This window comes from Actinomadura monticuli, assembly GCF_041463655.1.
In the GTDB taxonomy this organism is placed as follows: domain Bacteria; phylum Actinomycetota; class Actinomycetes; order Streptosporangiales; family Streptosporangiaceae; genus Spirillospora; species Spirillospora monticuli.
On record NZ_JAXCEI010000022.1, the window covers coordinates 39,820 to 66,364 of the forward strand.

General features: G+C 70.0%; 30 protein-coding genes. 27 read left to right on the forward strand and 3 right to left on the reverse strand.

What is annotated here, in order from left to right; all coding sequences use genetic code 11:
• Positions 1–11: 11 nt before the first annotated feature.
• Positions 12–3,884: a DNA-directed RNA polymerase subunit beta' gene (locus tag SM611_RS33435; protein ID WP_371954335.1), complete on the forward strand. Its 3,873-nt coding sequence runs from the start codon at positions 12–14 to the stop codon at positions 3,882–3,884.
• Between the two features lie 314 nt (positions 3,885–4,198).
• Here the strand turns inward: SM611_RS33435 and SM611_RS33440 are convergent, their stop codons facing one another.
• Both SM611_RS33440 and SM611_RS33445 read right to left on the reverse strand, forming a co-directional pair.
• Positions 4,199–4,831, reverse strand: a complete 633-nt coding sequence (locus SM611_RS33440; protein ID WP_371954336.1) for a response regulator transcription factor — start codon at positions 4,829–4,831, stop codon at positions 4,199–4,201.
• Positions 4,828–5,994 (reverse strand): sensor histidine kinase, encoded by a 1,167-nt coding sequence (locus tag SM611_RS33445; RefSeq protein ID WP_371954337.1) that lies wholly within the window; start codon positions 5,992–5,994, stop codon positions 4,828–4,830. The genes SM611_RS33440 and SM611_RS33445 overlap by 4 nt, the downstream gene beginning before the upstream one ends.
• A gap of 132 nt (positions 5,995–6,126) precedes the next feature.
• Between SM611_RS33445 and SM611_RS33450 the strand changes: the two genes are divergently transcribed.
• Positions 6,127–7,410 (forward strand): ABC1 kinase family protein, encoded by a 1,284-nt coding sequence (locus SM611_RS33450; RefSeq protein WP_371954338.1) that lies wholly within the window; start codon positions 6,127–6,129, stop codon positions 7,408–7,410.
• 35 nt (positions 7,411–7,445) lie between these two features.
• Here the strand turns inward: SM611_RS33450 and rox are convergent, their stop codons facing one another.
• Entirely contained in the window at positions 7,446–8,879 is a 1,434-nt protein-coding gene (gene rox / locus SM611_RS33455; RefSeq protein WP_371954339.1) for a rifampin monooxygenase, read from the reverse strand.
• A gap of 268 nt (positions 8,880–9,147) precedes the next feature.
• Here rox and SM611_RS33460 point away from each other — a divergent pair, with 268 nt between their 5' ends.
• The 25 genes from SM611_RS33460 (at position 9,148) to rplF (ending at position 26,532) form a co-directional block, all read left to right on the forward strand.
• Positions 9,148–10,179, forward strand: a complete 1,032-nt coding sequence (locus SM611_RS33460) for a DNA polymerase IV (protein WP_371954340.1) — start codon at positions 9,148–9,150, stop codon at positions 10,177–10,179.
• Between the two features lie 103 nt (positions 10,180–10,282).
• Complete coding sequence (locus tag SM611_RS33465; RefSeq protein WP_371954341.1) at positions 10,283–10,525, forward strand: hypothetical protein; 243 nt, start codon at positions 10,283–10,285, stop codon at positions 10,523–10,525.
• 153 nt (positions 10,526–10,678) lie between these two features.
• Positions 10,679–11,659: an aldo/keto reductase gene (locus tag SM611_RS33470; RefSeq protein ID WP_371954342.1), complete on the forward strand. Its 981-nt coding sequence runs from the start codon at positions 10,679–10,681 to the stop codon at positions 11,657–11,659.
• A gap of 240 nt (positions 11,660–11,899) precedes the next feature.
• The gene (locus tag SM611_RS33475) at positions 11,900–13,561 is read left to right on the forward strand and encodes a hypothetical protein (RefSeq protein WP_371954343.1); all 1,662 of its coding nucleotides are present in this window, start codon (positions 11,900–11,902) and stop codon (positions 13,559–13,561) included.
• Positions 13,562–14,125: 564 nt separating this feature from the next.
• A complete protein-coding gene (gene rpsL, locus SM611_RS33480; RefSeq protein ID WP_067629379.1) occupies positions 14,126–14,500 on the forward strand; it encodes a 30S ribosomal protein S12 in 375 nt (124 codons plus the stop codon).
• Positions 14,500–14,970: a 30S ribosomal protein S7 gene (gene rpsG, locus SM611_RS33485; protein ID WP_021597494.1), complete on the forward strand. Its 471-nt coding sequence runs from the start codon at positions 14,500–14,502 to the stop codon at positions 14,968–14,970. The genes rpsL and rpsG overlap by 1 nt, the downstream gene beginning before the upstream one ends.
• A gap of 42 nt (positions 14,971–15,012) precedes the next feature.
• A complete protein-coding gene (gene fusA, locus SM611_RS33490) occupies positions 15,013–17,124 on the forward strand; it encodes an elongation factor G (protein WP_371954344.1) in 2,112 nt (703 codons plus the stop codon).
• A gap of 84 nt (positions 17,125–17,208) precedes the next feature.
• A complete protein-coding gene (gene tuf, locus SM611_RS33495; protein ID WP_371954345.1) occupies positions 17,209–18,402 on the forward strand; it encodes an elongation factor Tu in 1,194 nt (397 codons plus the stop codon).
• 100 nt (positions 18,403–18,502) lie between these two features.
• On the forward strand, positions 18,503–18,811 hold the full coding sequence (gene rpsJ, locus SM611_RS33500) for a 30S ribosomal protein S10 (RefSeq protein WP_018657599.1): 309 nt from the start codon (positions 18,503–18,505) through the stop codon (positions 18,809–18,811).
• A gap of 14 nt (positions 18,812–18,825) precedes the next feature.
• The gene (rplC, locus tag SM611_RS33505) at positions 18,826–19,476 is read left to right on the forward strand and encodes a 50S ribosomal protein L3 (protein WP_371954346.1); all 651 of its coding nucleotides are present in this window, start codon (positions 18,826–18,828) and stop codon (positions 19,474–19,476) included.
• Entirely contained in the window at positions 19,473–20,075 is a 603-nt protein-coding gene (rplD, locus tag SM611_RS33510; RefSeq protein ID WP_371954347.1) for a 50S ribosomal protein L4, read from the forward strand. The genes rplC and rplD overlap by 4 nt, the downstream gene beginning before the upstream one ends.
• Positions 20,076–20,087: 12 nt before the next feature.
• Complete coding sequence (rplW, locus tag SM611_RS33515; RefSeq protein WP_371954348.1) at positions 20,088–20,387, forward strand: 50S ribosomal protein L23; 300 nt, start codon at positions 20,088–20,090, stop codon at positions 20,385–20,387.
• A gap of 42 nt (positions 20,388–20,429) precedes the next feature.
• Complete coding sequence (gene rplB / locus SM611_RS33520) at positions 20,430–21,263, forward strand: 50S ribosomal protein L2 (protein WP_371954349.1); 834 nt, start codon at positions 20,430–20,432, stop codon at positions 21,261–21,263.
• Between the two features lie 12 nt (positions 21,264–21,275).
• Entirely contained in the window at positions 21,276–21,557 is a 282-nt protein-coding gene (gene rpsS, locus SM611_RS33525; RefSeq protein WP_371954350.1) for a 30S ribosomal protein S19, read from the forward strand.
• Between the two features lie 36 nt (positions 21,558–21,593).
• Positions 21,594–21,977, forward strand: a complete 384-nt coding sequence (rplV, locus tag SM611_RS33530; RefSeq protein ID WP_371954351.1) for a 50S ribosomal protein L22 — start codon at positions 21,594–21,596, stop codon at positions 21,975–21,977.
• Positions 21,977–22,846, forward strand: coding sequence for a 30S ribosomal protein S3 (gene rpsC / locus SM611_RS33535; protein ID WP_371954352.1), 870 nt, complete (start codon positions 21,977–21,979; stop codon positions 22,844–22,846). The genes rplV and rpsC overlap by 1 nt, the downstream gene beginning before the upstream one ends.
• Before the next feature lie 7 nt (positions 22,847–22,853).
• Positions 22,854–23,273, forward strand: a complete 420-nt coding sequence (gene rplP, locus SM611_RS33540) for a 50S ribosomal protein L16 (RefSeq protein WP_371954353.1) — start codon at positions 22,854–22,856, stop codon at positions 23,271–23,273.
• A 76-nt stretch (positions 23,274–23,349) separates the two neighbouring features.
• Complete coding sequence (rpmC, locus tag SM611_RS33545; protein WP_371954354.1) at positions 23,350–23,595, forward strand: 50S ribosomal protein L29; 246 nt, start codon at positions 23,350–23,352, stop codon at positions 23,593–23,595.
• Positions 23,592–23,864 (forward strand): 30S ribosomal protein S17, encoded by a 273-nt coding sequence (gene rpsQ / locus SM611_RS33550; protein WP_371954355.1) that lies wholly within the window; start codon positions 23,592–23,594, stop codon positions 23,862–23,864. Before rpmC ends, rpsQ begins: the two co-directional genes overlap by 4 nt.
• A 97-nt stretch (positions 23,865–23,961) precedes the next feature.
• A complete protein-coding gene (rplN, locus tag SM611_RS33555) occupies positions 23,962–24,330 on the forward strand; it encodes a 50S ribosomal protein L14 (RefSeq protein WP_021596728.1) in 369 nt (122 codons plus the stop codon).
• Positions 24,330–24,680, forward strand: a complete 351-nt coding sequence (gene rplX, locus SM611_RS33560) for a 50S ribosomal protein L24 (protein ID WP_371954356.1) — start codon at positions 24,330–24,332, stop codon at positions 24,678–24,680. The genes rplN and rplX overlap by 1 nt, the downstream gene beginning before the upstream one ends.
• On the forward strand, positions 24,673–25,248 hold the full coding sequence (gene rplE, locus SM611_RS33565; protein ID WP_371954357.1) for a 50S ribosomal protein L5: 576 nt from the start codon (positions 24,673–24,675) through the stop codon (positions 25,246–25,248). The genes rplX and rplE overlap by 8 nt, the downstream gene beginning before the upstream one ends.
• A 2-nt stretch (positions 25,249–25,250) precedes the next feature.
• Positions 25,251–25,436 carry a type Z 30S ribosomal protein S14 gene (locus SM611_RS33570; protein ID WP_018657585.1) on the forward strand — a complete coding sequence of 62 codons (186 nt, stop codon included), beginning with the start codon at positions 25,251–25,253 and terminating at the stop codon, positions 25,434–25,436.
• 144 nt (positions 25,437–25,580) lie between these two features.
• Positions 25,581–25,979, forward strand: coding sequence for a 30S ribosomal protein S8 (gene rpsH, locus SM611_RS33575; RefSeq protein WP_067889220.1), 399 nt, complete (start codon positions 25,581–25,583; stop codon positions 25,977–25,979).
• 16 nt (positions 25,980–25,995) lie between these two features.
• On the forward strand, positions 25,996–26,532 hold the full coding sequence (gene rplF / locus SM611_RS33580) for a 50S ribosomal protein L6 (RefSeq protein ID WP_371954358.1): 537 nt from the start codon (positions 25,996–25,998) through the stop codon (positions 26,530–26,532).
• Positions 26,533–26,545 lie beyond the last annotated feature (13 nt).

Here is a 26,545-nt window from a genome sequence, read left to right on the forward strand (position 1 = left end):
GGGGAAAACAGTTGCTTGACGTCAACTTCTTCGACGAGCTTCGCATCGGTCTGGCGACCGCCGACGACATCCGCCAGTGGTCGCACGGCGAGGTGAAGAAGCCGGAGACGATCAACTACCGGACCCTCAAGCCGGAGAAGGACGGGCTCTTCTGCGAGAAGATCTTCGGCCCGACCCGGGACTGGGAGTGCTACTGCGGCAAGTACAAGCGCGTCCGCTTCAAGGGCATCATCTGTGAGCGCTGCGGCGTCGAGGTGACCCGCGCCAAGGTGCGCCGTGAGCGGATGGGCCACATCGAGCTGGCCGCGCCGGTCACGCACATCTGGTACTTCAAGGGCGTGCCGTCGCGCCTCGGCTACCTGCTGGACCTGGCCCCGAAGGATCTCGAAAAGATCATCTACTTCGCGGCCTACATGATCACCAGCGTGGACGCGGAGCGGCGCGACCGCGACCTGCCCACGCTGGAGGCGCACATCTCGGTGGAGCGCCAGCAGATCGAGCAGGCCCGCGACGCGCAGGTCGAGGCCCGCCAGCAGAAGCTGGAGGGCGACCTCGCGGAGCTGGAGGAGGCCGGCGCGAAGGCCGACCAGAAGCGCAAGGTGCGCGACGGCGCCGAGCGGGAGATGAAGCAGCTGCGCGACCGCGCGCAGCGCGAGCTCGACCGCCTCGACGAGGTGTGGAGCCGGTTCAAGAACCTCAAGGTCCAGGACCTGGAGGGCGACGAACTGCTCTACCGCGAGATGCGCGACCGCTTCGGCAAGTACTTCGAGGGCGGCATGGGCGCCGCGGCCATCCAGGCGCGGCTGCAGAACTTCGACCTCGACGCCGAGGCCGAGAAGCTGCGCGACATCATCCGCACCGGCAAGGGCCAGAAGAAGGCCCGCGCCCTGAAGCGGCTGAAGGTCGTCTCGGCGTTCCTCAACACCCGCAACAGCCCGCTCGGCATGGTGCTGGACTGCATCCCGGTCATCCCGCCGGACCTGCGTCCGATGGTGCAGCTGGACGGCGGCCGCTTCGCGACCTCCGACCTGAACGACCTGTACCGCCGGGTCATCAACCGGAACAACCGGCTCAAGCGCCTGCTCGACCTGGGCGCGCCCGAGATCATCGTCAACAACGAGAAGCGGATGCTGCAGGAGGCCGTCGACGCGCTGTTCGACAACGGCCGCCGCGGCCGTCCGGTCACCGGGCCGGGCAACCGTCCGCTGAAGTCGCTGTCCGACATGCTCAAGGGCAAGCAGGGCCGGTTCCGGCAGAACCTGCTGGGCAAGCGCGTCGACTACTCCGGCCGCTCGGTCATCGTCGTCGGCCCGCAGCTGAAGCTGCACCAGTGCGGCCTGCCCAAGCAGATGGCGCTGGAGCTGTTCAAGCCGTTCGTCATGAAGCGGCTGGTCGACCTCAACCACGCGCAGAACATCAAGTCCGCCAAGCGGATGGTCGAGCGCGCGCGTCCCGTCGTGTGGGACGTCCTGGAAGAGGTCATCACCGAGCACCCGGTGCTGCTGAACCGCGCGCCGACCCTGCACCGGCTGGGCATCCAGGCGTTCGAGCCGCAGCTCGTCGAGGGCAAGGCCATCCAGATCCACCCGCTCGTCTGCACCGCGTTCAACGCGGACTTCGACGGCGACCAGATGGCGGTGCACCTGCCGCTGTCCGCCGAGGCGCAGGCCGAGGCGCGGATCCTGATGCTGTCGACGAACAACATCCTGAAGCCGTCGGACGGCAAGCCCGTCACCATGCCCACCCAGGACATGGTCATCGGCCTGTACTGGCTGACGACGCAGAAGGACGGCGCCGAGGGCGAGGGCCGCGCGTTCGGGTCCATCGCCGAGGGCATCATGGCCTACGACCGCGGCGAGCTGGACATGCAGGCGCAGGTCAGCATCCGGCTCAAGGACATCCCGCCGCCGCGCGAGTGGAGCGCGCCGGAGGGCTACGAGCCCGGCCAGCCGTACCGGCTGGAGACGACGCTCGGCCGCGCGCTGTTCAACGAGACGCTGCCGGACGACTTCCCGTTCGTCAACGACGAGATCGGCAAGAAGCAGCTCTCGGCGATCGTCAACGAGCTGGCGGAGACGTACCCGAAGGTCGCCGTCGCCAACGCGCTCGACGCGCTGAAGAGCACCGGGTTCCACTGGGCGACCAGGTCCGGTGTCACGATCGCGATCGACGACGTCATCACGCCGCCCAACAAGCAGGAGATCCTGGGCGGCTACGAGGCGCGCGCCGACAAGGTGCAGCGCGAGTTCAACCGCGGCCTGATCACCGACGACGAGCGCAAGCAGGAGCTCATCGAGATCTGGAACAAGGCCACCGCGGACGTCGCGGTGGACATGGAGAAGGCGTTCCCGAAGGCCAACCCGATCTGGATGATGATCCAGTCGGGCGCCCGCGGCAACCCGCTGCAGCTCCGCCAGATCGCCGGCATGCGCGGCCTGGTCTCCAACCCGAAGGGCGAGACCATCCCGCGTCCGATCAAGTCGTCCTTCCGCGAGGGCCTGTCGGTCGTCGAGTACTTCATCTCGACGCACGGCGCCCGCAAGGGCCTCGCCGACACCGCGCTGCGCACCGCCGACTCGGGTTACCTGACCCGGCGCCTGGTGGACGTCGCGCAGGACGTCATCGTCCGCGAGGAGGACTGCGGCACCGACCGCACGATCCCCTTCGAGATCGTCGAGCGGCAGTCGGACGGCAGCCTGATCAAGCTGCCCACGACGGAGACCAGCCTGACCGGCCGCACGATCGCCGAGGACGTCGTCGTCGACGGGACGGTCATCTACCCCGCCGACACCGACCTGTCCGACGCGGTCGTGACCCGGCTGTTCGAGGCGGGGGTGACGAAGGTCCGCACCCGCAGCGCCCTGGTCTGCGAGGCCAAGATCGGTGTCTGCGCCGCCTGCTACGGCCGCTCGCTGGCCACCGGCAAGCGGGTGGACGTCGGCGAGGCCGTCGGCATCATCGCCGCGCAGTCCATCGGTGAGCCCGGCACGCAGCTGACCATGCGCACCTTCCACACCGGCGGTGTGGCCGGTGGCGACATCACGCACGGTCTGCCGCGCGTCCAGGAGCTGTTCGAGGCCCGCATCCCCAAGGGTGTGGCCCCGATCAGCGAGGTCGCCGGCCGCGTCAAGATCGACGAGACGGAGAAGGCCCGCAAGGTCGTCGTCGTCCCGGACGACGGCTCCGACGAGATCGCCTACCCGGTGCCGATGCGGTCCCGCCTCCTGGTCAAGGAGGGCGAGTCCGTGGGCGTCGGCCAGCAGCTCATCGCGGGTGCGATCAACCCGCACGAGGTGCTGCGCATCCTCGGCCCGCGCGCCGTGCAGCTCCACCTGGTCCAGGAGGTCCAGGAGGTCTACCGGTCGCAGGGCGTGTCGATCCACGACAAGCACATCGAGATCATCGTCCGCCAGATGCTGAAGCGGGTGAACATCCTCGAGTCGGGCGACACCGAGCTGCTGCCGGGCGACCTGGTCGAGCGTCCGATCTTCGAGGAGCGCAACCGGAACGTCGTGGCCGAGGGCGGGGTCCCCGCCGCCGGCCGCCCGGTCCTGATGGGCATCACCAAGGCCTCGCTCGCGACCGAGTCGTGGCTGTCGGCGGCGTCCTTCCAGGAGACGACCCGGGTGCTCACCGAGGCCGCGATGCACGCCAAGAGCGACCCGCTGCTGGGCCTCAAGGAGAACGTCATCATCGGTAAGCTCATCCCGGCCGGTACCGGCATGCCGCAGTACCGCAACGTCCGGGTCGAGCCGACCGAGGAGGCGAAGGCCGCGGTCTACTCCGTCGGGTCCTACGACGACGGCGCCGAGTACGCCTTCGGGCAGGGCTCCGGCGAGGCCGTGCCGCTGGAGGAGTACGACTTCGGCCAGTACAACCGCTAGCGTCCCGTCCCGGGGCGCCGCGCTCGCGACGTCCCGGCTCGCGGACACCTGACTGACGACACGTGAAGGCCGCCGCCCGCCGCATGCGGGCGGCGGCCTTCGCGCGTCCCGGGTCGGCTAACGGTCGTAGGGGCGGGCCGTTGTGCCGGCGGTGAGCCCGAACGCGCGAGGACGCAACCACCCCAACGCAGACGAGCGCCAGCCAGCGCTTAGCTCCCATAAGCGGCAAGGTAAGCGAACTCGACGTTGACTTGCGGCGTGTTGTTGGTATGAGCGCGGCGTAAGCAACAACATGCCGCAGGTCAACGGAGAGGCTAGGGGGTGTGGCGGAGGGCGTAGATGACGGCGGCGGCGCGGTCGCGGAGGCCGAGCTTGGTGAAGATGCTGCCGATGTGGGTCTTCACGGTGCCTTCGGCGATGTGGAGCCGGGCGGCGATCTCCGGGTTCGTGGCGCCGGTGCCGATGAGTTCCAGCACCTGGCGTTCGCGGTCGGAGAGGCTGCCGGACGGTGCGGGCCGCGGGCGGAACGCGGTCCGGTAGGCGCGCAGGACGTGCGGGGTGACGGCGGGGTCGAGCCAGCCCTTGCCCGCGGCGACGGCCCGGGTCGCCTGGATGATCTCCTCGCCGGGCGCGTCCTTGAGCACGAAACCGGCCGCGCCGGCGGCGAGCGCGGCGGCCACCACCTCCGGGTCGTCGAACATGGTGAGGACGAGCACGGGCGGCGCGCCGGGCCGGGCCCGCAGCAGCCGGGTGGCCTCGGCGCCGTCCAGCCGCTTCATCCGGACGTCCATCAGCACGACGTCGGGGGCGCACCGCGTGACGGCGCCCATGACCTCGTCCCCGTCCGCGCATTCGCCGACGATCTTCACGTCGGGTTCGCCGTCGAAGATGCGGGCGAGCCCGGCGCGGACGAGCTGCTGGTCGTCGACGAGCAGCAGCCTGATCACGGCGCCGTCCCCGTCAGGGGGATGGTCGCGTGGACGGTCCAGCCGGCGCCGTCGGGCCCGGCGCGCAGCACCCCGCCGTGCACGCCGACCCGCTCGTGCATGCCGACGAGCCCGAGCCCGCCGGTGGAGGGGCGTCCCCGCGCGTCCGCCGGTCCGGGGTCGGTGACGGTCACCTCGGCGGCGGCGTCGCCGACGGCCACGGTGACGGCGGCCTCCGCGCCGGGCGCGTGCCGGGCGGTGTTGGACAGGGCCTCCTGGACCACCCGGAAGATGGTGAGCCCGACCGCCGGGTCGACGGCGCCGAGGTCGCCCCGCGTGGTGAGCGCGACCGCGAGCCCGCCGGCCCGCAGCTCGGCGACCAGGGCCCCGGTGTCCTCGGCGGTGGGCGGGGCGGGCGCGATCGGCGGCGCGGCGGCGCCCGCCGGGTCGCGTAGCAGCACCAACCCGCGGTGGACGTCCCGGACGCTCCGCCGCCCGGCCCGCTCGGCCTCGGCCAGCGCCCGGCCCGCCGCGTCGGCGTTGCCCCTGGAGGTCGCGAGCCGGGCCGCGGTGATGTTCAGCATGACGACGCCGAGCCCGTGCCCGACCAGGTCGTGCACCTCGCGCGCGATCTTCCGGCGCTCCTCGGCCACCGCCTCCCGGGTGAGCCGGAGCCGCGCCTCATACAGCATGCCGTGGATCCGGAACGCCGAGCCGAGCACCATGAACCCGACTCCCCACATGATCCAGGCCGGCCAGAGCGGCAGCCCTCCGTCCAGCAGGTGCCGGACGGGAGCGAGCACCAGCGTCAGCGGGACCGCCCAGGCAAGGTCGCGGCCGCGGGCCAGCACGACGAGGTGGATCCAGACCGGAGCGGTGGCGACCGCGAGGGCCCCGTCGGCGTAGGTGCCCTCGGTGAACGGGAACGGCCGGAACCCGTCGCCGCCTCCCGCCCCGGGCGCCAGGGCGATGACCAGCAGGATCACCGGCGCCAGCAGGGGCACCGCCGCGACGGGCGGGTTCCAGGGCCGTACCGCCTGCCACGCCCACAGCGCGGCGTACCCGGTGACGAGGGCCGTCCGGGCGGGCTCGGCCGGGTCGAGTAGCACGGCGAGCAGCGCCCAGCACGTCCCGACCCAGGCGAGCAGCCTCAGCAGCGGCCAGGGCGGGGCGGTCCAGCGCATGCGCCGATCCTAGGGAGGGGCGGGTCGTCCCGTCATCGGACCGTGGTCCCAGGCCGGCTGCGACCACGGTCATAGCGTGTCGGGGACCGCGGGGCGATGCGGCGGGCCGGGCGCGCCGTGGACGCTGTCGGCATGCGAATCCAGGCACTGCCCCGGCTGGCGAGGCTGTCGGCGATCCCGCTCGGGGTCGGCCGGCGGATGGCCGTGGCCGGCGGGCTGAAGGCGCTCGGCCGGCTCACCGACGAGGCGTCGCTCGACCTGCACGAGCGCACCGCCGACCAGCTCTTCGAGGTGCTCGGCGGGCTCAAGGGCGGGGTGATGAAGTTCGGCCAGGTGCTGTCGGTGTACGAGACGGTGCTCCCGCCGTCGATCTCCGCGGTCTACCGGGAGCGGCTCGCCGGGCTGCAGGAGGCGGCGCGGCCGGAGAACGCGGCCAGGGTGCGGCAGGTCCTGGAGGACGACCTCGGCCCGGACTGGCAGCGCCTCTTCGCCTCCTTCGACCCCGAACCCGTCGCGGTGGCCTCGCTCGGCCAGGTCCATCGCGCCGTCCTGCCCGACGGACGTCCCGTCGCGGTCAAGGTGCAGTACCCGGGCGCCAGGGCGCAGCTCCTGGACGACCGGGATCTGACGGTGTTCGCGATGCGCTGGTTCACCTCCCTGGTCGCCCCCCAACTGGACGGCAAGGCCCTGGCCACCGAGCTGATGGACGGCCTGGCCCTCGAACTCGACTACGCGCGGGAGGCCGAGGCGCAGGCCGCGTTCCGGGCCGGCCTCCTGGACGATCCCGACTACGTCGTCCCCGAGGTGGTCCTCCAGGAAGGGCGGGTCATCGTCTCGTCCTGGCTCGACGGCACCCCGCTGGCCCGGATCATCGCCGCCGGAGGCCCGGAGGAGCGGGCCCGGGCGGGCCTGCTGTTGACCAGGCTGATGTTCTCGGCCATTCCCCGGACCGGGATGATGCACGGCGATCCGCACCCCGGCAATTTCCGCCTTTTCGACGACGGCCGCCTCGGCGTGCTCGACTTCGGCGCGATGTACCGCCATGAGCCGGGCACCCCGAGCCCGCTGCACAAATGGATGCTGATCCACCTCGCCGAGGACCCGGAGGAACTGGTCGCCGTCCTCCGCGAAATGGGCTTCCTGCGTCCCGGGGTGCGGGCGGACGGCGCGCGCCTCAAAGCGCTCTTCGAGCACTCCGGAACGGCCGTCCGGGACGAGACCTTCCATTTCGACGGCGCCTACCTGCGCGCCACCGTCGAAGGGATGACCTCGTCGATGCAGGTCGGCCTCAGCCTGGCCTTCCCGCCGGATTACGTGCACGCCCAGCGCGCGCTCGGCGTGGGCATCGGCGTCCTCTGCCAGCTCGACACCGAGGTCCCGTTCCAGCGCGAGGCCCTGCGCTGGCTCGCGGACTGAGCCGGCGCGGGACCCTCCGCGGGCGCCTCGTCGGCTCAGCCGGCGGGTGCGCCGAACCAGATGGGCAGGTGGCCGAGCAGATCCGCTTGATCGTCGCCGACCCAGGCCGCATGGCCGTCCGGCCGCAGCAGCACGGCGGGCACGTCCAGTTCCTCACTGGTGTCGGCGACATGGTCGACCCGGTCCGCCCAGCCCGCCGCCGACAGCCGCCCGGTCTGGTCGAGCAGCAGCCCGCGGCCGCCGTGCATGAGCGCGTAGAGCCGGCCCCGCTTGAGCTCGACGTCCCGCAGCCGCCGCCCGAGCAGGTCGTGGCCCGCGCCGAAGTCGTAGCGGACGCCGATCGCGGTGACCTTCTCGATCAGGTACCGGTTCACGTCCTCGAAGTCCATCAGCTCGGCCAGCAGCCGGCGCACCGCCCGCGGGCCGGGTTCCGGGGAGATCAGCTCGGACTGCGCGCGGGTGTGGTCCAGCACGTCGGCGGCCACCGGGCGCCGCTCGGCCTGGTAGCTGTCCAGCAGCCCCTCCGGAGCCCACCCGGCGACCTCGGCGGCCAGCTTCCAGCCCAGGTTGAACGCGTCCTGGACGCCGAGGTTGAGCCCCTGCCCGCCCAGCGGCGGATGGATGTGCGCGGCGTCCCCGGCGAGCAGCACCCGGCCGGCCCGGTACCGCTCGGCCAGCCGGGTGGCGTCGCCGAAACGGGACAGCCAGCGCGGCGAGTGCACGCCGAAGTCGGTGCCGGCGAACGCCCGCAGCCGCCGCTTGACCTCCTCGAAGGACGGCGGGACGGCGGGATCGGCGGCCACCGCCTCGGCGGGGACGACCACGCGATACACCCCGTCGCCGACGGGTCCGGCGCCGAACCCGTGGCGGGTCTTGCGGATTTCGGCCACCACGGCGGTCACCTCCTCCTCCGGTACGGCCGCCTCCATCTCGCCCAGCAGCCACTCGTGCCCGGCGGACTCGCCGGGGAAGCCGACGCCGAGCAGCTTGCGCACCGTGCTGCGGCCGCCGTCGCAGCCGACGAGGTAGCGCGAGCGCAGCCGGGTCTCGTCGGCCAGCTCGGCGGTCACCCCGTCCTCGTCCTGGCTCAGCCCGACCACTTCGGTGCCGCGCCGGATCTCGGCGCCGAGCTCGGCGGCGCGCTCGGCGAGCAGGCGATCGGTGACCGGCTGCGGGAGGCCGAGGATGTAGGAGTGCGCGGTGTCCATCCCCTCCGGCCACGGCCTGTGGATGCCGGCGAAGTAGCCGCCGAGCCGGTACCGCTTGCCGTGCGCGAGGAACCGGTCGAGGAGGCCGCGCTGGTCCATCACCTCGATGCTGCGCACGTGCAGGCCGAGCGAGCGGACCATCTCGGTCGGACGCGCGTCCCTCTCCAGCACGACCACGCGGACGCCGTGCAACCGCAGCTCGGCCGCCAGCATCATGCCGGTCGGCCCGCCGCCGGCAATGATCACGTCGAAGTCGGCCATGACCCCCCGATTCGTCCATCGTCGTTCCACGGCCCGGCGGTGCACGCGCCTATCGCACGCCCATGATTTCCGCAGGTCCGGGCTTTCGCCAGGAGATTCTGCGGCACGACAGGGGTCTTGTCGCAAGCCCCCCACTGCGCTATAGATTGAAAATGGCAGGGAGCGTCAACGACCTCCTTGCCTTCGCTTTTGGAGGACCGGTTCATCCGGCCGCCGGCCCCCGTCGCCTACGGTGATGGCCTTCTTGCCGGCGGGGAACAATGAGGGTGTGGCTCGTTGGGTCCTGCACGTTGATCTGGACCAGTTCATCGCCGCCGTCGAGGTGCTGCGGCACCCGGAACTGAAGGGACGGCCGGTCGTCGTCGGCGGAGACGGTGATCCGGCGAAGCGCGGCGTGGTCAGCACGGCCTCGTATGAGGCGCGCGAGTACGGCGTCCACTCCGGCCTGCCGCTCCGGACGGCGGCGCGGCGATGCCCGGACGCGGTGTTCCTGCCCGTGGACCGGGGCGTCTACGAAGCCGCCTCGGACGAGGTGATGGCCGCCCTGCGGAGCCTCGGCGTCGTGGTGGAGGTCCTCGGCTGGGACGAGGCGTTCCTGGCCGTCGACGACGACGATCCGGAGACCGTGGCCGAGGAGGTCCGCCGCCGGGTGCGGGCGGCGACGGGGCTCGAATGCACGGTGGGCATCGGGCAGAACAAGCTCCAGGCGAAGCTGGCGACCGGCTTCGGGAAGCCCGCGGGGGTCTTCCGCCTCACCACCGCGACGTGGTTCGACGTGCTCGGCGACCGGCCGACCGACGCGCTGTGGGGCATCGGCGCGAAGACCGCCGAGCGGCTGAAGGGACTCGGCATCGCCACGGTCGGCGATCTCGCGGCGGCCGACCCGGGCGTCCTCGCCGCGGAGGTCGGGCCCGCGACCGGGCCGTGGCTGGTCCGGCTCGCCCAAGGCCGGGACCGTTCGCCGGTGAGCGACGCGCCGCGCGTCCCGCGCTCGTGCGGCCGGGAGACCACGTACCAGCACGATCTGGACGATTGGGAGGACGTCCGCCGCGAAGTGGTCCGCCTGGCGCGGCGGGTCGCCGGCGACGTCGCCGCGGACGGGCGGGACGTCGTCCGGGTCATCGTGAAGGTGAGGTACGCGCCGTTCACCACGCGGACCCACGGCCGGACGCTGGAAGCGCCGGCGAGCGGGCCGCACCGGATCGAGCGGGCCGCGCTCGCCGCGCTCGCCGAGTTCACCGGGCGGCGGCCGGTGCGCCTCCTCGGCGTCCGCGCCGAGTTCGCCCGCGACGGCGCTTGACCTGCGGGTGGCGTCGTTTTCTTGACGTTTTGTCGGGTTTTGTGGTCTTGCGGGCCGGGGAGAAACGTCGTCGTTGCCAGAAGCATGCGACGGGGGAGAGCTGATGAAGAGGGTCATGACCGGTGCGCTGATCGCCGCCGTCGTCGGGATCGGGGGAATGGGCAGCGCGGTCGCGGCCCAGCCGTCCCAGGAGCAGGGCACGCGCCAGGACTGCCGCACCTACTCCAGCGTCAAGGAGTGCGGTCAGCCCAAGCTCGACGAGAAGCAGCAGGCGTGTGTGACCTCGGCGGTCCAGCAGGGCATGACCGAACGCCGTGCCACGGTGGAGTGCCACGCGTTCGCCTGAGAACCCTCGCATGCCGAAGGGGCCCGTTCCGCGCGGAACGGGCCCCTTCGGCGGCCCGCGCCCGTCCCTTCCGGTGAACGCGGAAAGCGCCGGAAGGGACTGGTGATCCGGTGGTGCGGGGTGCAACGTGGAGGTCGTTGAGAGGAGTTGTTCATGGAACAGGTACGCCTCGGCACGACCGGGCTCAAGGTCTCGCGCATCTGCCTGGGGATGATGAGCTACGGCGACCCGGCGCTCAGGAAGTGGGCGCTGGACGAGGAGGCGGCGGAGCCGATCGTCCGGCGGGCCGTCGAGGGAGGTGTGACGTTCTTCGACACCGCCGACATGTACTCGCAGGGAATGAGCGAGGAGATCACCGGACGCCTTCTGCCGAAGCTCTTCGCCCGGCGGGACGATTACGTCCTGGCCACCAAGGTCTGCATGCCCATGGGTGACGGGCCGAACGACCGGGGCCTGTCCCGCAAGCACATCATGGCGGGCATCGACGACTCGCTGCGCCGGCTCGGCACCGACTACGTGGACCTCTACCAGATCCACCGCTGGGACTACGGGACGCCCATCGAGGAGACCATGGAGGCCCTGCACGACGTCGTGAAGTCGGGCAAGGTGCGCTACATCGGGGCGTCCAGCATGTACGCGTGGCAGTTCGCCAAGGCGCAGCACGTCGCCGAGACGCGGGGCTGGACGAAGTTCGTCTCAATGCAGAACCACTACAACCTCGTCTACAGAGAAGAGGAGCGGGAGATGAACCCGCTCTGCGTCGACCAGGGCGTGGGCCTCATCCCGTGGAGTCCGCTGGCGCGCGGCCTGCTCGCCGGGAACCGGGAGAGGGGCGGCGAGCGCAAGACGGTCCGCTCGCGCAACGACGCCTTCGGGGACGGCCTCTACACCGAGGCCGACTTCGACGTCGTCGACGCCGTGCGGGAGGTCGCGGGCGAGCGGGGCGTCCCGGCGGCGCAGGTGGCGCTCGCCTGGCTGCTCGGCCGCCCCGGTGTGACCGCGCCGATCGTGGGAGCGACGAAACTCACTCACATGGACGACGCGATCGCCGCGGAGGGCCTGGAACTGGACGAGAAGGAGATCGAGCGGATGGAGGCCCCGTACCGCCCGCACGCGGTCGTCGGGCACTCCTGACGCGGCCGGACGCGGACGTCCCCGGGCCGGAACGCTCCGGGGCCGTCCAGCGTCTATCAAGGGTGGTGATTTGCGATCCCACGGGCGATCGAGGCAGGCTGTGGGCGAGAACGCCCACGTTTGGCGCAACCGCCTCGTGGAGAAAAGGGTGAAGGTTCGGAAGCCGCGTCATGCGCCGCGCGCCTCCGGGCCACCGGGAGCCGAGGAGCCCCGGGACGACGGCGCTGAAGGAGCCCGACGATGACCGAGAACGACGGCACGCAGGGACCGAAGCGGCCGTTGCCGGAGGACGAGGGGCAGCCCGGGACGCTGGAGGGCCAGGAGCCCCCCGCCCGGCCGCTCGGGGACCGCACCGTGGTGTTCGGGGCTCCGCAGCTGGGCGGCCAGGGCGGCGCGAAGCCGCCGGCCGAGCCCCGCGAGGAGGAGCGGCCCGCGCCGCCTCCGCCGCCCCCCACGATGGTCGAGCAGCCGATGCAGCAGTTCGGCGAGCAGCCTCCGGCACCGCCCCAGCAGCCTTACGGCGCCCCCCAGGAGCAGCCGCCCCCGTACGGGCAGCAGCCGTACGGCGCGCCCCAGGGCGGGCCGGGCGGGTTCACGCCCTCGCAGGACCCGCAGCAGTACGTCCCGCCGGGAGAGCAGCCGCAGTACGGCCGGCCCCAGCCCGGCTACGGCCAGCCGCCCCAGTACGAGCAGCCGCCGCAGTACGAGCAGCCGCAGTACGAGCAGCCCCAGTACGGCCAGCAGCCTCCGCAGCAGCCGTCCGGCTATCCGCAGCAGCCGGTGCACGGCGCGCCGCAGGACCAGCCGCAGTACGGGCAGCAGCCCTTCGGCGGGCAGCCGGGCGGCTTCCCGCCGCCCGAGTCCGGCGCGTCCGCCGAGCAGGCGCCGCCGCAGCCCGGCCCCCAGGACGTCTCCGGGGACCGCACGATGATCGTCCCTGGTCCGGCCGCCGGCGCGCCCGAGCCGGAGCAGCCGAAGCGCCCCGCGATCGACGACCAGGCGACGCTGCACTGGTCGCCGGGCACCGACGTCCCGGTCGCCACCGGTCCCGAGCGCCGGCAGGACCCGCCCGCCGAGCCGTGGCAGGCGCCGACGCCGCCGTCCACGCCCGAGCCCTGGTCGCCCGAAGCGCCCAAGCCGGGCGGGCAGCAGGGCCAGGCCGACCACGAGCGGACGATGATGGTGCCGCCGCCCGAGCCGGGCTTCGGCGCGGGCGCCGGCGCGGGTTCGCAGTCGTCCGGCTCATCGCCCTCGGTGGACGACCTGTACGCCCCGCCGGGCGAGAGCAACGTCGAGGACGGGCGCGCCACCGAGGCGTTCGACCCGTCCGCCGTGTCCCAGGGGCGCCACGCCGCCGAGAACGCCGGCATGGCCGACAGCACCCGGCTCGACATCGGTCAGCAGCAGTGGGGCCAGCCCCAGCAGCCGCAGCAGCAGCCCGGCCAGCAGTACGGCCAGCAGCAGGCGTACGGCCAGCCCGAGCAGCAGCAACAGCAGGGCTACGGCCAGCAGCCCGGCCAACAGCAGCCCGGCCAACAGCAGCCCGGCCAACAGCAGCCCGGCCAACAGCAGCCCGGTCAGCAGGGTGAGCAGCAGCGCGGCTTCGGCCAGCCCGAGCAGTACGGCCAGCCGTACCAGCAGCAGGGCTACGGCCAGCCGGGCCAGTACGACCAGCAGCAGGGCCAGGGCGCCCAGGGCCAGCAGCAGTACGGCCAGCAGCAGCCCTACGGCCAGCCCGGTCAGTACGGCCAGCCGGGCCAGCAGGGCCAGTACGGCCAGCAGCCCGCCTACGGCGGCGGTTCACAGGAGGGCAAGGGCGGCAAGAACACGCTGTGGCTCGTCATCGGCGGCGTCGCCGTCGTGGTGATCCTCATTGTCCTGGTCGTCGCGTTCATCCTGTAAAAGCTCGGCCACATCTTCCCCAACAGGGGGAACGTGAGACAGAATGCCGACGGGTAGCCCTCCCGGACGTTCGCGTCCAGGCCGGAACATCCGTCGGCATTCTGTCGTTCATCGTCACAGGGGAGATGCCTCCCGACCGCCCGGGGGGCTTGCGCTCCGGAGGGGGCGCGCGATAGTGCGCTCCCTGTTTTGCACTTTGCAGCGCGGGTCGGTAATCTCTTCACTTGCGCCCGCTCTGCGGGTCGCTATGCGTGCGCGTCGGCGAGGCCGGCAGGCCAGCCTCGGCGCCGCATCAGATGGGGCTCTTTGATCCCTGGTGTGTCCAGCGGTTTCGCGCCGTGGGGACGTGCCGGGTGGGGGAGCCTCACTCCCCGGCTTGATCTGGCCCTTCATTCTGGGCCGGGCGGTCTGTGTCGGTTTCGCGCGGTTGTATTTCCGTGAGGGGGCGACACGCCCGACCGCGGGGGTCGGAGAGGTCGGGAAACCGGCAGGTCACAGCCTCGCCTGAGGTGGTGATTGCAGCAAGAAGACTTACCGGCTCGGTACGAGGAAGACGGAGACGCGGTGCCCACGATCCAGCAGCTGGTCCGAAAGGGCCGCCAGGACAAGGTGACCAAGAACAAGACGCCCGCGCTGCAGGCGAGCCCCCAGCGCCGGGGCGTCTGCACGCGCGTCTACACGACGACGCCCAAGAAGCCGAACTCCGCGCTTCGCAAGGTCGCCCGTGTCCGGCTGACCAGCGGGATCGAGGTCACGGCCTACATCCCCGGTGTCGGCCACAACCTGCAGGAGCACTCGATCGTGCTCGTGCGCGGCGGCCGTGTGAAGGACCTCCCGGGTGTTCGGTACAAGATCATCCGCGGTTCGCTCGACACGCAGGGCGTCCGCAATCGCAAGCAGGCGCGCAGCAAGTACGGCGCGAAGAAGGAGAAGAGCTGATGCCGCGCAAGGGCCCCGCTGGCAAGCGCCAGCTGATCGCTGACCCGGTGTACAACTCGCCGCTGGTCACCGCGCTCATCAACAAGATTCTCCTGGACGGCAAGCGCTCCATCGCGCAGAGCATCGTCTACGACGCCCTCGAGGGCGCCCGCGAGAAGACCGGCAACGACCCGGTCGTCACGCTGAAGCGCGCGCTCGACAACGTGAAGCCGACCCTGGAGGTCCGCAGCCGCCGCGTGGGTGGCGCGACCTACCAGGTCCCCGTCGAGGTGCGGCCGGCCCGCAGCACCACGCTCGCCCTGCGGTGGCTGGTGGTGTACGCCCGGCAGCGCCGCGAGAAGACCATGACCGAGCGGCTGATGAACGAGCTGCTCGACGCCAGCAACGGCCTTGGCGCGTCTGTCAAGAAGCGCGAGGACACGCACAAGATGGCGGAGTCCAACAAGGCCTTCGCCCACTACCGCTGGTAATCCCGGCGGGAACTGCAACGACGAGACGACGCGAGGACGACAGTGGCTACCAAAACCGGTGTAGACCTGGCCAGGGTCCGCAACATCGGGATCATGGCCCATATCGACGCGGGCAAGACCACGACGACCGAGCGCATCCTGTTCTACACGGGGATGAGCTACAAGATCGGTGAAGTCCACGACGGTGCGGCCACCATGGACTGGATGGAGCAGGAGCAGGAGCGGGGGATCACCATCACCTCCGCCGCCACCACCTGCCACTGGCCCGTGAACGAGATCGATCACACGATCAACATCATCGACACCCCCGGGCACGTCGACTTCACCATCGAGGTGGAGCGCAACCTCCGGGTGCTCGACGGTGCCGTCGCGGTGTTCGACGGCGTGGCCGGCGTGGAGCCCCAGTCCGAGACGGTGTGGCGCCAGGCCGACCGGTACGGCGTGCCCCGCATGTGCTTCGTCAACAAGCTCGACCGGGTCGGCGCCGAGTTCCACCGCTGCGTCGACATGATCGAGAACCGTCTCAACGCGACCCCGCTCGTCCTGCAGTTGCCCATCGGCGCCGAGGCCGACTTCAAGGGCGTCGTCGACCTGGTCAACATGAAGGCCCTCCTCTGGAACGAGGAGGCCAAGCTCGGCGAGATGTACGACACGGTCGACATCCCCGAGTCGCACCTGGAGACGGCGCGGGAGTGGCACGACAAGCTCGTCGAGACGCTCGCCGAGAACGACGACGAGGTCATGGAGCTGTACCTGGAGGGCGACGAGCCCACCGTGGAGCAGCTGCACGCCGGCATCCGGCGCGCGACGATCTCGGCGAAGCTCACCCCGGTGACCTGCGGCACCGCCTTCAAGAACAAGGGCGTGCAGCCGCTGCTGGACGCGATCGTCCGCTACCTGCCCTCCCCGCTGGACGTCGAGGCCATCGAGGGCCACGCCGTCCGCGACGAGGAGAAGGTCCTCACCCGCAAGCCGAGCGAGGACGAGCCGTTCGCCGCGCTCGCTTTCAAGATCGCGAGCGACCCGCACCTGGGCAAGCTCACCTTCGTGCGCGTCTACTCCGGCGTCATGGAGTCCGGCGCGAGCGTGATGAACTCCGTCAAGGAGCGCAAGGAGCGCATCGGCAAGATCTACCGGATGCACGCCAACAAGCGCACCGAGATCGAGCGCGCCGGCGCCGGCGACATCGTCGCGGTGATGGGTCTCAAGCAGACCACCACGGGCGAGACGCTCTGCGACGACAAGAACCCGATCGTGCTGGAGTCGATGAACTTCCCGGCGCCGGTCATCCACGTCGCGATCGAGCCGAAGACGAAGGCCGACCAGCAGAAGCTCGGCACCGCGATCCAGCGGCTGGCCGAGGAGGACCCGTCCTTCCAGGTCCGCACCGACGAGGACACCGGCCAGACCGTGATCTCCGGCATGGGCGAGCTCCACCTGGAGATCCTCGTCGACCGGATGAAGCGCGAGTTCAAGGTCGACGCCAACGTCGGCAAGCCGCAGGTCGCCTACCGCGAGACGATCAGCCGCAAGGTCGAGAAGGTCGAGTACACCCACAAGAAGCAGACGGGTGGCTCCGGCCAGTTCGGCCGCGTGATCATCGACCTGGAGCCGCTCGGCGGCGGGTCCGACGGCTACGAGTTCGAGAACAAGGTCACCGGCGGCCGCATCCCGCGGGAGTACATCCCGTCGGTCGACGCGGGCTGCCAGGAGGCCGCCGAGTTCGGTGTCCTCGCCGGCTACCCGATGGTGGGCGTGAAGGTCACCCTGCAGGACGGCGCCTACCACGACGTCGACTCCTCGGAGATGGCGTTCAAGGTCGCCGGTTCCATGGCGTTCAAGGAGGCCGCCCGCAGGGCGTCCCCCACGCTGCTGGAGCCGATGATGTCCGTCGAGGTCACGACGCCCGAGGACAACATGGGCGACGTGATCGGCGACCTCAACAGCCGCCGCGGTCAGGTCCAGTCCATGGACGAGCGGCACGGCATGCGCGTCATCAAGGCGCTCGTGCCCCTGTCCGAGATGTTCGGCTACGTGGGTGATCTGCGAAGCAAGACCCAGGGCCGGGCTGTCTTCACCATGCAGTTCGACTCCTACGCCGAGGTTCCCACGAACGTCGCGCAGGAGATCATCGCCAAGGCGCGGGGCGAGTAGAGCACCGGGCCTGCCCACAGATCACACCAGACGTACATCGAAGCGGTCGTCTAGACGGCCGAGGATCGCAACAAGGAGCAACCAGTGGCGAAGGCCAAGTTCGAGCGGACGAAGCCGCACGTGAACATCGGCACCATTGGACACATCGACCACGGTAAGACCACGCTTACCGCGGCGATCACCAAGGTGCTCCACGACAAGTACCCGGACCTCAACCCCTTCACGCCGTTCGAGGACATCGACAAGGCGCCGGAGGAGCGCGAGCGCGGCATCACCATCTCGATCGCGCACGTGGAGTACCAGACCGAGGCCCGGCACTACGCGCACGTCGACTGCCCGGGGCACGCCGACTACATCAAGAACATGATCACCGGTGCGGCGCAGATGGACGGCGCCATCCTGGTGGTCGCCGCCACCGACGGCCCGATGCCGCAGACCAAGGAGCACGTGCTCCTGGCCCGCCAGGTCGGCGTCCCCTACATCGTCGTCGCGCTGAACAAGTGCGACATGGTGGACGACGAGGAGATCCTGGAGCTCGTCGAGCTCGAGGTCCGCGAGCTGCTCACCGAGTACGAGTTCCCGGGCGACGACGTCCCGGTCGTCCGCGTCTCCGCCTTCCAGGCGCTGCAGGGCGACGAGAAGTGGGCCGCGTCGATCGGCGAGCTCATGGACGCCGTCGACGAGAACGTGCCGGAGCCGGTGCGCGACATCGACAAGCCCTTCCTGATGCCGATCGAGGACGTCTTCTCGATCACCGGCCGCGGCACCGTCGTGACCGGCCGCATCGAGCGCGGTGTCGTGAACGTCAACGAGACCGTCGACATCATCGGCATCAAGAACGAGAAGACCACGACCACCGTCACCGGTGTCGAGATGTTCCGCAAGCTGCTCGACCAGGGCCAGGCGGGCGACAACGTCGGCCTGCTCCTGCGCGGTGTCAAGCGCGAGGACGTCGAGCGCGGCCAGTGCGTCATCAAGCCGGGCACCACGACCCCGCACACCGAGTTCGAGGCGCAGGTCTACATCCTGTCCAAGGACGAGGGCGGCCGGCACACGCCGTTCTTCAACAACTACCGCCCGCAGTTCTACTTCCGGACCACGGACGTGACCGGCGTGGTGAACCTGCCCGAGGGCACCGAGATGGTCATGCCGAGCGACAACACCGAGATGCGCGTCGAGCTGATCCAGCCCGTCGCCATGGAGGAGGGCCTCAAGTTCGCCATCCGCGAGGGTGGCCGGACGGTCGGCTCCGGTCGCGTCACCAAGGTCATCAAGTAACACCTCTCGTGAGCGGCGCCCCTCGCCCAGAGGGTGAGGGGCGCCGCGCCACGACCCTGAAGTAAACAGCGGCACTACAGCAAAGGACACCGAGGCCACCATGGCGGGACAGAAGATCCGCATCCGGCTCAAGGCCTACGACCACGAGGTCATCGACACCTCCGCGAAGAAGATCGTTGAGACGGTGACGCGGACGGGCGCCAAGGTCGCGGGCCCGGTGCCGCTGCCGACCGAGAAGAACGTGTACTGCGTCATCCGCTCGCCGCACAAGTACAAGGACAGCCGCGAGCACTTCGAGATGCGCACGCACAAGCGGTTGATCGACATCATCGACCCGACGCCCAAGACGGTCGACTCGCTGATGCGGCTCGACCTTCCGGCCGGCGTTGACATCGAGATCAAGCTCTGAGGGACGCACCGAGAATGAGTACGCAGAGGAAGGGCGTCCTGGGCGAGAAGCTCGGCATGACCCAGGTCTTCGACGATGAGGGCCGGATCGTTCCGGTGACCGTCGTCCAGGCCGGGCCGTGTGTCGTGACCCAGCTCCGCACCCAGGAGAAGGACGGCTACACCGCCGTGCAGATCGGGTACGGGCAGATCGACCCCCGCAAGGTGAACAAGCCGCGCGCGGGTCACTTCGAGAAGGCCGGCGTGACGCCGCGCCGCTACCTCGTCGAACTGCGGGCCGACGACACCACCGAGTACGAACTCGGCCAGGAGATCACCGCCAGCGTCTTCGAGGCCGGCCAGAAGATCGACGTAACCGGCACGAGCAAGGGCAAGGGCACCGCCGGTGTCATGAAGCGCCACGGCTTCAAGGGCCTCGGCGCCTCGCACGGCACCCAGCGCAAGCACCGCTCGCCGGGCTCGATCGGCGGCTGCGCGACCCCTGGTCGCGTCTTCAAGGGCCTCCGTATGGCGGGACGGCACGGCAACGCCCGTACCACCGTGCAGAACCTGACCCTCCACGCCGTCGACGCGGAGAAGAACCTGCTGCTCATCAAGGGCGCGGTTCCCGGTCCCAACGGCGCCGTGGTGCTGGTCCGCGACGCAGTGAAGGGGACGGGCAAGTGACTGCCAAGCTCGACATCGACCTGCCCGCAGAGGTCTTCGACGCGAAGACCAGCGTGCCGCTGATCCACCAGGTCGTGGTGGCGCAGCTGGCCGCGGCGCGCCAGGGTACGCACTCGACCAAGACCCGCGGCGACGTCCGCGGCGGCGGCAAGAAGCCGTACCGGCAGAAGGGCACCGGCCGCGCCCGCCAGGGCTCGACCCGCGCGCCCCAGTTCGCCGGCGGCGGCATCGTGCACGGCCCGCAGCCGCGGGACTACACGCAGCGGACGCCCAAGAAGATGAAGGCGGCCGCGCTGCGCGGCGCCCTGTCCGACCGCGCCCGGTTCGGCCGGGTGCACGTGGTCGACGGCCTCATCGAGGGCGACACCCCGAAGACGAAGACGGCGCTGACGGCGCTGCGCACGGTCACCGAGGCCAAGCGCGTCCTCCTGGTCCTGGACCGCGAGGACGACCTGACCTGGAAGAGCCTGCGCAACGAGCCGAGCGTGCACGTGATCGTCTCTGACCAGCTCAACACCTACGACGTGCTGGTGAACGACGACGTCGTCTTCACGAAGAAGGCGTACGACGAGTTCATCTCGCGCGCGGCGAAGAAGTAAGGAGGGTCGCACATGAACAAGATCGCCGACCCCCGCGACATCATCATCGCGCCGGTCGTCTCGGAGAAGAGCTACGGGCTGCTGGACGAGAACAAGTACACGTTCGTGGTCCGCCCGGACGCCAACAAGACGCAGATCAAGCAGGCCGTCGAGGCCGTGTTCGGCGTCAAGGTGACGAACGTGAACACGCTCAACCGGCAGGGCAAGCGCAAGCGCACCCGGTTCGGCTACGGCAAGCGCAAGGACACCAAGCGCGCCATCGTCAGCCTCGCCGAGGGCGAGCGGATCGACATCTTCGGCGGCCCGGCCTGACCTGGCCGAGGCCCCGAAGCAGACAAGGGATGAACGAAAAAGATGGGCATCCGTAACTACAAGCCGACGACTCCGGGTCGTCGCGGCTCCAGCGTGGCCGACTTCGTCGAGGTCACGCGCGACGAGCCGGAGAAGTCGCTGCTGCGTCCGCTCCCCAAGAAGGGCGGCCGCAACAACCACGGCCGCATCACCACCCGGCACCAGGGCGGCGGGCACAAGCGCGCCTACCGCGTGATCGACTTCCGCCGGCACGACAAGGACGGCGTGCCGGCCAAGGTCGCGCACATCGAGTACGACCCGAACCGCACCGCGCGGATCGCGCTGCTTCACTACGTGGACGGCGAGAAGCGCTACATCCTCGCCCCGCGCGGACTGAAGCAGGGCGACCGGGTGGAGAACGGGCCGGGCGCGGACATCAAGCCGGGCAACTGCCTGCCGCTGCGCAACATCCCGACCGGTACGGTCATCCACGCCATCGAGCTCCGCCCCGGCGGCGGCGCCAAGATCGCCCGCAGCGCGGGCGCCGGCGTCCAGCTGCTGGCCAAGGAGGGCAAGTACGCCACGCTGCGCATGCCCTCGGGCGAGATGCGGATGGTGGACGTGCGCTGCCGCGCGACGGTCGGCGAGGTCGGCAACGCCGAGCAGTCGAACATCAACTGGGGCAAGGCCGGACGTATGCGGTGGAAGGGCAAGCGCCCGACCGTCCGCGGTGTGGCCATGAACCCGATCGACCACCCGCACGGTGGTGGTGAGGGCAAGACCTCCGGTGGCCGGCACCCGGTGAACCCGAACGGTAAGAAGGAAGGCCGCACTCGCCAGGCGAACAAGTCGAGCGACCGGCTGATCGTCCGTCGTCGCAGCAAGAAGAAGCGGTAGGAGTCGCTCGTCATGCCACGTAGCCTTAAGAAGGGCCCGTTCGTGGACGACCACCTGATGAAGAAGGTGGACGGCCAGAACGAGAAGGGCACCAAGAACGTCATCAAGACGTGGTCGCGGCGCTCCATGATCGTGCCGGACATGATCGGTCACACGATCGCCGTGCACGACGGCCGCAAGCACGTCCCGGTGTTCATCACCGACGCGATGGTGGGGCACAAGCTCGGCGAGTTCGCGCCGACGCGCACGTTCCGCAGCCACGTCAAGGAAGACCGCCGCAGCCGACGCGGCTGAGCAGGCAGAGCACAGATCGTACGGAGAGGATCAGCGATGGAAGCCAGGGCCCAGGCGCGGTACATCCGCGTCACGCCCAGGAAGGCCCGCCGCGTGGTGGACCTCATCCGCGGCCTGCCTGCCGCGGAGGCTCAGGCGGTGCTGAGGTTCGCCCCCCAGGCTGCGAGTGAGCCGGTGGGCAAGGTGCTGGCGAGTGCCATCGCCAACGCCGAGCACAACTTCAAGCTCGACTCGGACACGCTCGTCGTGAGCCGTGCGTGGGTGGACGAGGGGCCGACGCTCAAGCGTTTCCGTCCCCGCGCCCAGGGCCGGGCTTACCGCATCAACAAGCGCACGAGCCACATCACGGTGGTCGTGGAGTCGCGGGACGAGGCGTCGACCGCGTCCGGTGGCGGTAAGAAGACGAGGAGGGCCCGGTAGTGGGTCAGAAGATCAACCCGCACGGGTTCCGGCTCGGCATCACCACCGACCACAAGTCCGTGTGGTTCGCCGACAAGCTCTACAAGGACTACGTCAAGGAAGACGTCCAGATCCGGCGCATGCTGCAGAAGGGCATGGACCGGGCGGGCATCTCCAAGGTGGAGATCGAGCGCACCCGGGACCGTGTCGAGGTCAACATTCACACCGCCCGGCCGGGCATCGTCATCGGCCGCCGCGGCGCGGAGGCCGAGCGGCTTCGCGGCGACCTGGAGAAGCTGACCGGCAAGCAGGTCCGGCTGAACATCCTCGAGGTGAAGAACCCCGAGATCGACGCGCAGCTCGTCGCGCAGGGCGTGGCCGAGCAGCTGTCCAGCCGGGTCGCGTTCCGCCGCGCCATGCGCAAGGCGATCCAGTCCGCGATGAAGTCCGGTGCCAAGGGCATCAAGGTCCAGTGCGGCGGCCGCCTCGGCGGCGCCGAGATGTCGCGGTCGGAGTTCTACCGCGAGGGCCAGGTCCCGCTGCACACGCTGCGCGCCGACATCGACTACGGCTTCTACGAGGCCCGGACGACGTTCGGCCGCATCGGCGTCAAGGTGTGGATCTACAAGGGCGAGGCCGCGGCGACGCGCGCCGAGCGCGAGCAGAGGGCGGCGCAGCAGCGCGCCGCGGGCGGTGGCGGCGGCGGTGGCCGTGAGCGCCGCGGCGGCGGCGGTGGCGGCGAGCGCCGTGGCGGTGGCCGCGGCGGCCGTGGCGGACGCGGCGGCGCCGGTGGCGAGCGCGGCGGACGCGGCGGCGAGCAGAAGCAGCAGCAGGTTTCCGAGCAGCCGGCCCCGGCGGCCGAGGCTGCTCCGCAGGGTGAGGGGAGCTGAGTAACCGATGCTGATCCCTCGCAAGGTCAAGCACCGCAAGCAGCACCACCCGAAGCGCCGTGGCATGGCCAAGGGCGGCACGAGGGTGACGTTCGGCGAGTACGGCATCCAGGCCGTCGAGTCCGCGTACGTGACGAACCGGCAGATCGAGGCCGCGCGTATCGCGATGACCCGCCACATCAAGCGTGGCGGCAAGGTCTGGATCAACATCTTCCCGGACCGTCCGCTGACCAAGAAGCCCGCCGAGACCCGCATGGGCTCCGGTAAGGGCTCCGTGGAGTGGTGGGTGGCCAACGTGAAGCCGGGCCGCGTGCTCTTCGAGATCTCCTACCCGAACGAGCAGATCGCTCGGGAGGCCCTCACGCGCGCGATCCACAAGCTTCCGATGAAGTGCAAGATCGTCAAGCGTGAGGTCGGTGAGAGCTGATGTTCAAGCTCCACAAGCTTCCCATGCTGTGTTCATTGACCTGCAAGACCGTCAAGCGAGAGGTGGGTGAGTCCTGATGGCCAAGGGTCTTACCGCCGACGACCTGCGGACCGAGCCCGAGGACGTCCTGGTCACCAAGCTCAAGGAGGCCAAGGAGGAGCTGTTCAACCTCCGCTTCCAGGCCGCGACCGGCCAGCTTGAGAGCCACGGGCGGCTGCGCATCGTCAAGCGCGAGATCGCCCGCATCTACACCGTGATGCGGGAGCGCGAGCTCGGCATCGTCACGGTCGCCGAGGACGACGCCGCGGAGGGCAACGAATGACCGAGCAGCAGACGGAGAAGCGGACCAGCCGCAAGATCCTTGAGGGCCTGGTGGTCAGCGACAAGATGGACAAGACCGTGGTCGTGTCCGTCGAGGACCGCGTGACCCACCCCCGGTACCACAAGGTGATCCGCCGCACGAAGAACTACAAGGCGCACGACGAGGCCAACGAGTGCGGCGTCGGCGACCGCGTCCGTCTCATGGAGACCCGCCCGCTGTCGGCCACCAAGCGGTGGCGAGTGGTGGAGATCCTCGAGAAGGCCAAGTAGGCCCGCGGGGTCGCAGCCCCGCAATGTACATGACTGGTTCCACCAGGCTGGCCGGACGACGTCCGGTGCAGAACCGGTGTGACGAACAGGAGTTGACGTGATCCAGCAGGAGTCGCGACTCAAGGTCGCCGACAACACGGGTGCGAAGGAGATCCTTTGCATCCGGGTTCTCGGCGGCTCGGGTCGGCGCTACGCGGGAGTCGGCGACATCATCGTCGCGACGGTGAAGGACGCCCTTCCCGGCGCGGGCGTGAAGAAGGGTGACGTCGTCAAGGCGGTCGTCGTGCGCACCCGCAAGGAGCGCCGGCGCCCGGACGGCTCCTACATCCGCTTCGACGAGAACGCCGCCGTCCTGATCAAGGACGGCGGCGACCCGCGCGGCACGCGCATCTTCGGCCCGGTGGGCCGCGAGCTGCGCGAGAAGAAGTTCATGCGCATCATCTCGCTCGCGCCGGAGGTGCTCTGATGAAGATCCGCAAGGGCGACGAGGTGATCATCCTCGCCGGCAAGGACAAGGGCGCGACGGGCAAGGTCCTGCGCGTCGACCCGCGTGCCGACCGGGTGGTCGTCGAGGGCATCAACATCATCACCAAGAACATCAAGGCCGACGCGCAGCGGGCCGGCAAGGAGAGCGGCCGGGTCCAGGTCGAGGCTCCGATCCACGTCAGCAACGTCGCGCTGGTCGAGAAGGGCCAGCCGGTCCGGATCGGCTACGAGTTCGACGAGGACGGCAACAAGGTCCGCGTCACGCGCCCGCGCAAGAGCCGGGCGGCGGCCGGCCGCAAGGGCGGTAAGGAGTCCGCTTCCGATGACTGAGACCGTCACCGAGCGTCCCGTGCCGGCGCCGAGGCTCAAGGTCCGCTACCGCGAGGAGATCGCGGGGCAGATGCGCGAGCAGTTCGGCTACGCCAACGTCATGCAGATCCCCACGCTGACCAAGATCGTGGTCAACATGGGCGTCGGCGACGCGGCCAAGGACGCCAAGCTGATCGAGGGCGCCATCCGCGACCTGTCGCTGATCACCGGCCAGAAGCCGGCGGTCAACCGGGCCCGCAAGTCCATCGCGCAGTTCAAGCTGCGCGAGGGCATGCCGATCGGCGCGCACGCCACGCTGCGCGGCGACCGCATGTGGGAGTTCCTGGACCGGCTGCTCGCCACCGCGCTGCCCCGTATCCGCGACTTCCGCGGCCTGTCGCCGAAGCAGTTCGACGGCAACGGCAACTACACCTTCGGGCTGACCGAGCAGGTCATGTTCCACGAGGTCGACCCGGACAAGGTCGACCGGCAGCGGGGCATGGACATCACGGTCGTGACGAGCGCGAAGACCGACGACGAGGGCCGGGCGCTGCTCAAGCTCCTGGGCTTCCCCTTCAAGGAGAGCTGAGCATGGCGAAGAAGTCGCTGATCGCCAAGGCGGCGCGGAAGCCGAAGTTCGGTGTGCGCGCGTACACTCGGTGCTCGCGCTGCGGGCGCCCGCGCTCCGTCTACCGGAAGTTCGGCCTGTGCCGGGTGTGCTTCCGGGAGATGGCCCACCGCGGCGAGCTTCCCGGCATCACGAAGTCCAGCTGGTGACCGCGTCCCCGGGGGGCGACCCCCGGGGACGGTGACCGGCCTGTAATGACCAACCGGGCGTCCGCGAGGACGTCCACGACCGCGCCAAAGGTCCACGGGCCGCATCAACCCGAGGAAACCGTGGCGAGGGAGGGCCAGTAGGCCATGACGATGACCGACCCGATCGCAGACATGCTGACGCGTCTGCGGAACGCGAATTCGGCGTACCACGACTCGGTGGCGATGCCGTACTCGAAGATCAAGGCGCACATCGCCGAGATCCTCCAGCAGGAGGGCTACATCTCGGGCTGGAGCGTGCAGGACGCCAAGGTCGGCAAGGAGCTCATGATCGAGCTGAAGTTCGGCCCGACCCGCGAGCGTTCGATCGCCGGCATCAAGCGCGTCTCGAAGCCGGGTCTGCGCGTGTACGCGAAGAAGGACAACCTGCCGAAGGTCCTGGGCGGACTGGGCGTCGCGATCATCTCGACGTCCTCCGGTCTCATGACCGACCGTCAGGCGGGCAAGCGCGGCGTGGGCGGGGAAGTCCTCGCCTACGTCTGGTGAGGGGAGGTACTCAACAATGTCTCGTATCGGACGTCTTCCCATCACCGTGCCGAGCGGCGTCGAGATCAGCCTCGACGGCCGGGAGGTCACCGTCAAGGGGCCGAAGGGCACGCTGTCGCACACCGTCGCCGAGCCCATCGAGGTCAGCCAGGAGGACGGCAGGATCGTCGTCACCCGGCCGAACGACATGAACAAGGTGCGCGGGCTGCACGGGCTCACCCGGACGCTGATCAACAACATGGTCGTCGGGGTCACCGACGGCTACAAGAAGACCCTGGTCATCCAGGGCGTCGGCTACCGGGTGGTGGCCAAGGGCCAGAACGTCGAGTTCTCGCTCGGGTACAGCCACCCGATCCCGTTCGAGGCGCCGGAGGGCATCAAGCTCACCGTCGACAGGCCGACGCAGCTGACCGTCGAGGGCATCGACAAGCAGCTCGTCGGTGAGATCGCCGCCCGCATCCGCAAGCTGCGCAAGCCCGACCCGTACAAGGGCAAGGGCGTGCGCTACGAGGGCGAGCAGATCCGCCGCAAGGTCGGAAAGGCTGGCAAGTGATGCGGGGGAGCAG

What these genes read in the sequence shown, in the direction of transcription:
- SM611_RS33445 (WP_371954337.1), bottom strand. Translation starts at nt 5,994, where the DNA reads ATGCGCTGGACCGCCCCGCCCTGGCCGCTGCTGAGGCTGCTCGCCTGG.
- SM611_RS33450 (WP_371954338.1), top strand. Translation starts at nt 6,127, where the DNA reads ATGCGAATCCAGGCACTGCCCCGGCTGGCGAGGCTGTCGGCGATCCCG.
- rox (WP_371954339.1), bottom strand. Translation starts at nt 8,879, where the DNA reads ATGGCCGACTTCGACGTGATCATTGCCGGCGGCGGGCCGACCGGCATG.
- SM611_RS33465 (WP_371954341.1), top strand. Translation starts at nt 10,283, where the DNA reads ATGAAGAGGGTCATGACCGGTGCGCTGATCGCCGCCGTCGTCGGGATC.
- SM611_RS33470 (WP_371954342.1), top strand. Translation starts at nt 10,679, where the DNA reads ATGGAACAGGTACGCCTCGGCACGACCGGGCTCAAGGTCTCGCGCATC.
- SM611_RS33475 (WP_371954343.1), top strand. Translation starts at nt 11,900, where the DNA reads ATGACCGAGAACGACGGCACGCAGGGACCGAAGCGGCCGTTGCCGGAG.
- rpsG (WP_021597494.1), top strand. Translation starts at nt 14,500, where the DNA reads ATGCCGCGCAAGGGCCCCGCTGGCAAGCGCCAGCTGATCGCTGACCCG.
- rpsJ (WP_018657599.1), top strand. Translation starts at nt 18,503, where the DNA reads ATGGCGGGACAGAAGATCCGCATCCGGCTCAAGGCCTACGACCACGAG.
- rplC (WP_371954346.1), top strand. Translation starts at nt 18,826, where the DNA reads ATGAGTACGCAGAGGAAGGGCGTCCTGGGCGAGAAGCTCGGCATGACC.
- rplW (WP_371954348.1), top strand. Translation starts at nt 20,088, where the DNA reads ATGAACAAGATCGCCGACCCCCGCGACATCATCATCGCGCCGGTCGTC.
- rplB (WP_371954349.1), top strand. Translation starts at nt 20,430, where the DNA reads ATGGGCATCCGTAACTACAAGCCGACGACTCCGGGTCGTCGCGGCTCC.
- rpsS (WP_371954350.1), top strand. Translation starts at nt 21,276, where the DNA reads ATGCCACGTAGCCTTAAGAAGGGCCCGTTCGTGGACGACCACCTGATG.
- rplV (WP_371954351.1), top strand. Translation starts at nt 21,594, where the DNA reads ATGGAAGCCAGGGCCCAGGCGCGGTACATCCGCGTCACGCCCAGGAAG.
- rplP (WP_371954353.1), top strand. Translation starts at nt 22,854, where the DNA reads ATGCTGATCCCTCGCAAGGTCAAGCACCGCAAGCAGCACCACCCGAAG.
- rpmC (WP_371954354.1), top strand. Translation starts at nt 23,350, where the DNA reads ATGGCCAAGGGTCTTACCGCCGACGACCTGCGGACCGAGCCCGAGGAC.
- rpsQ (WP_371954355.1), top strand. Translation starts at nt 23,592, where the DNA reads ATGACCGAGCAGCAGACGGAGAAGCGGACCAGCCGCAAGATCCTTGAG.
- rplX (WP_371954356.1), top strand. Translation starts at nt 24,330, where the DNA reads ATGAAGATCCGCAAGGGCGACGAGGTGATCATCCTCGCCGGCAAGGAC.
- rplE (WP_371954357.1), top strand. Translation starts at nt 24,673, where the DNA reads ATGACTGAGACCGTCACCGAGCGTCCCGTGCCGGCGCCGAGGCTCAAG.
- SM611_RS33570 (WP_018657585.1), top strand. Translation starts at nt 25,251, where the DNA reads ATGGCGAAGAAGTCGCTGATCGCCAAGGCGGCGCGGAAGCCGAAGTTC.
- rpsH (WP_067889220.1), top strand. Translation starts at nt 25,581, where the DNA reads ATGACGATGACCGACCCGATCGCAGACATGCTGACGCGTCTGCGGAAC.
- rplF (WP_371954358.1), top strand. Translation starts at nt 25,996, where the DNA reads ATGTCTCGTATCGGACGTCTTCCCATCACCGTGCCGAGCGGCGTCGAG.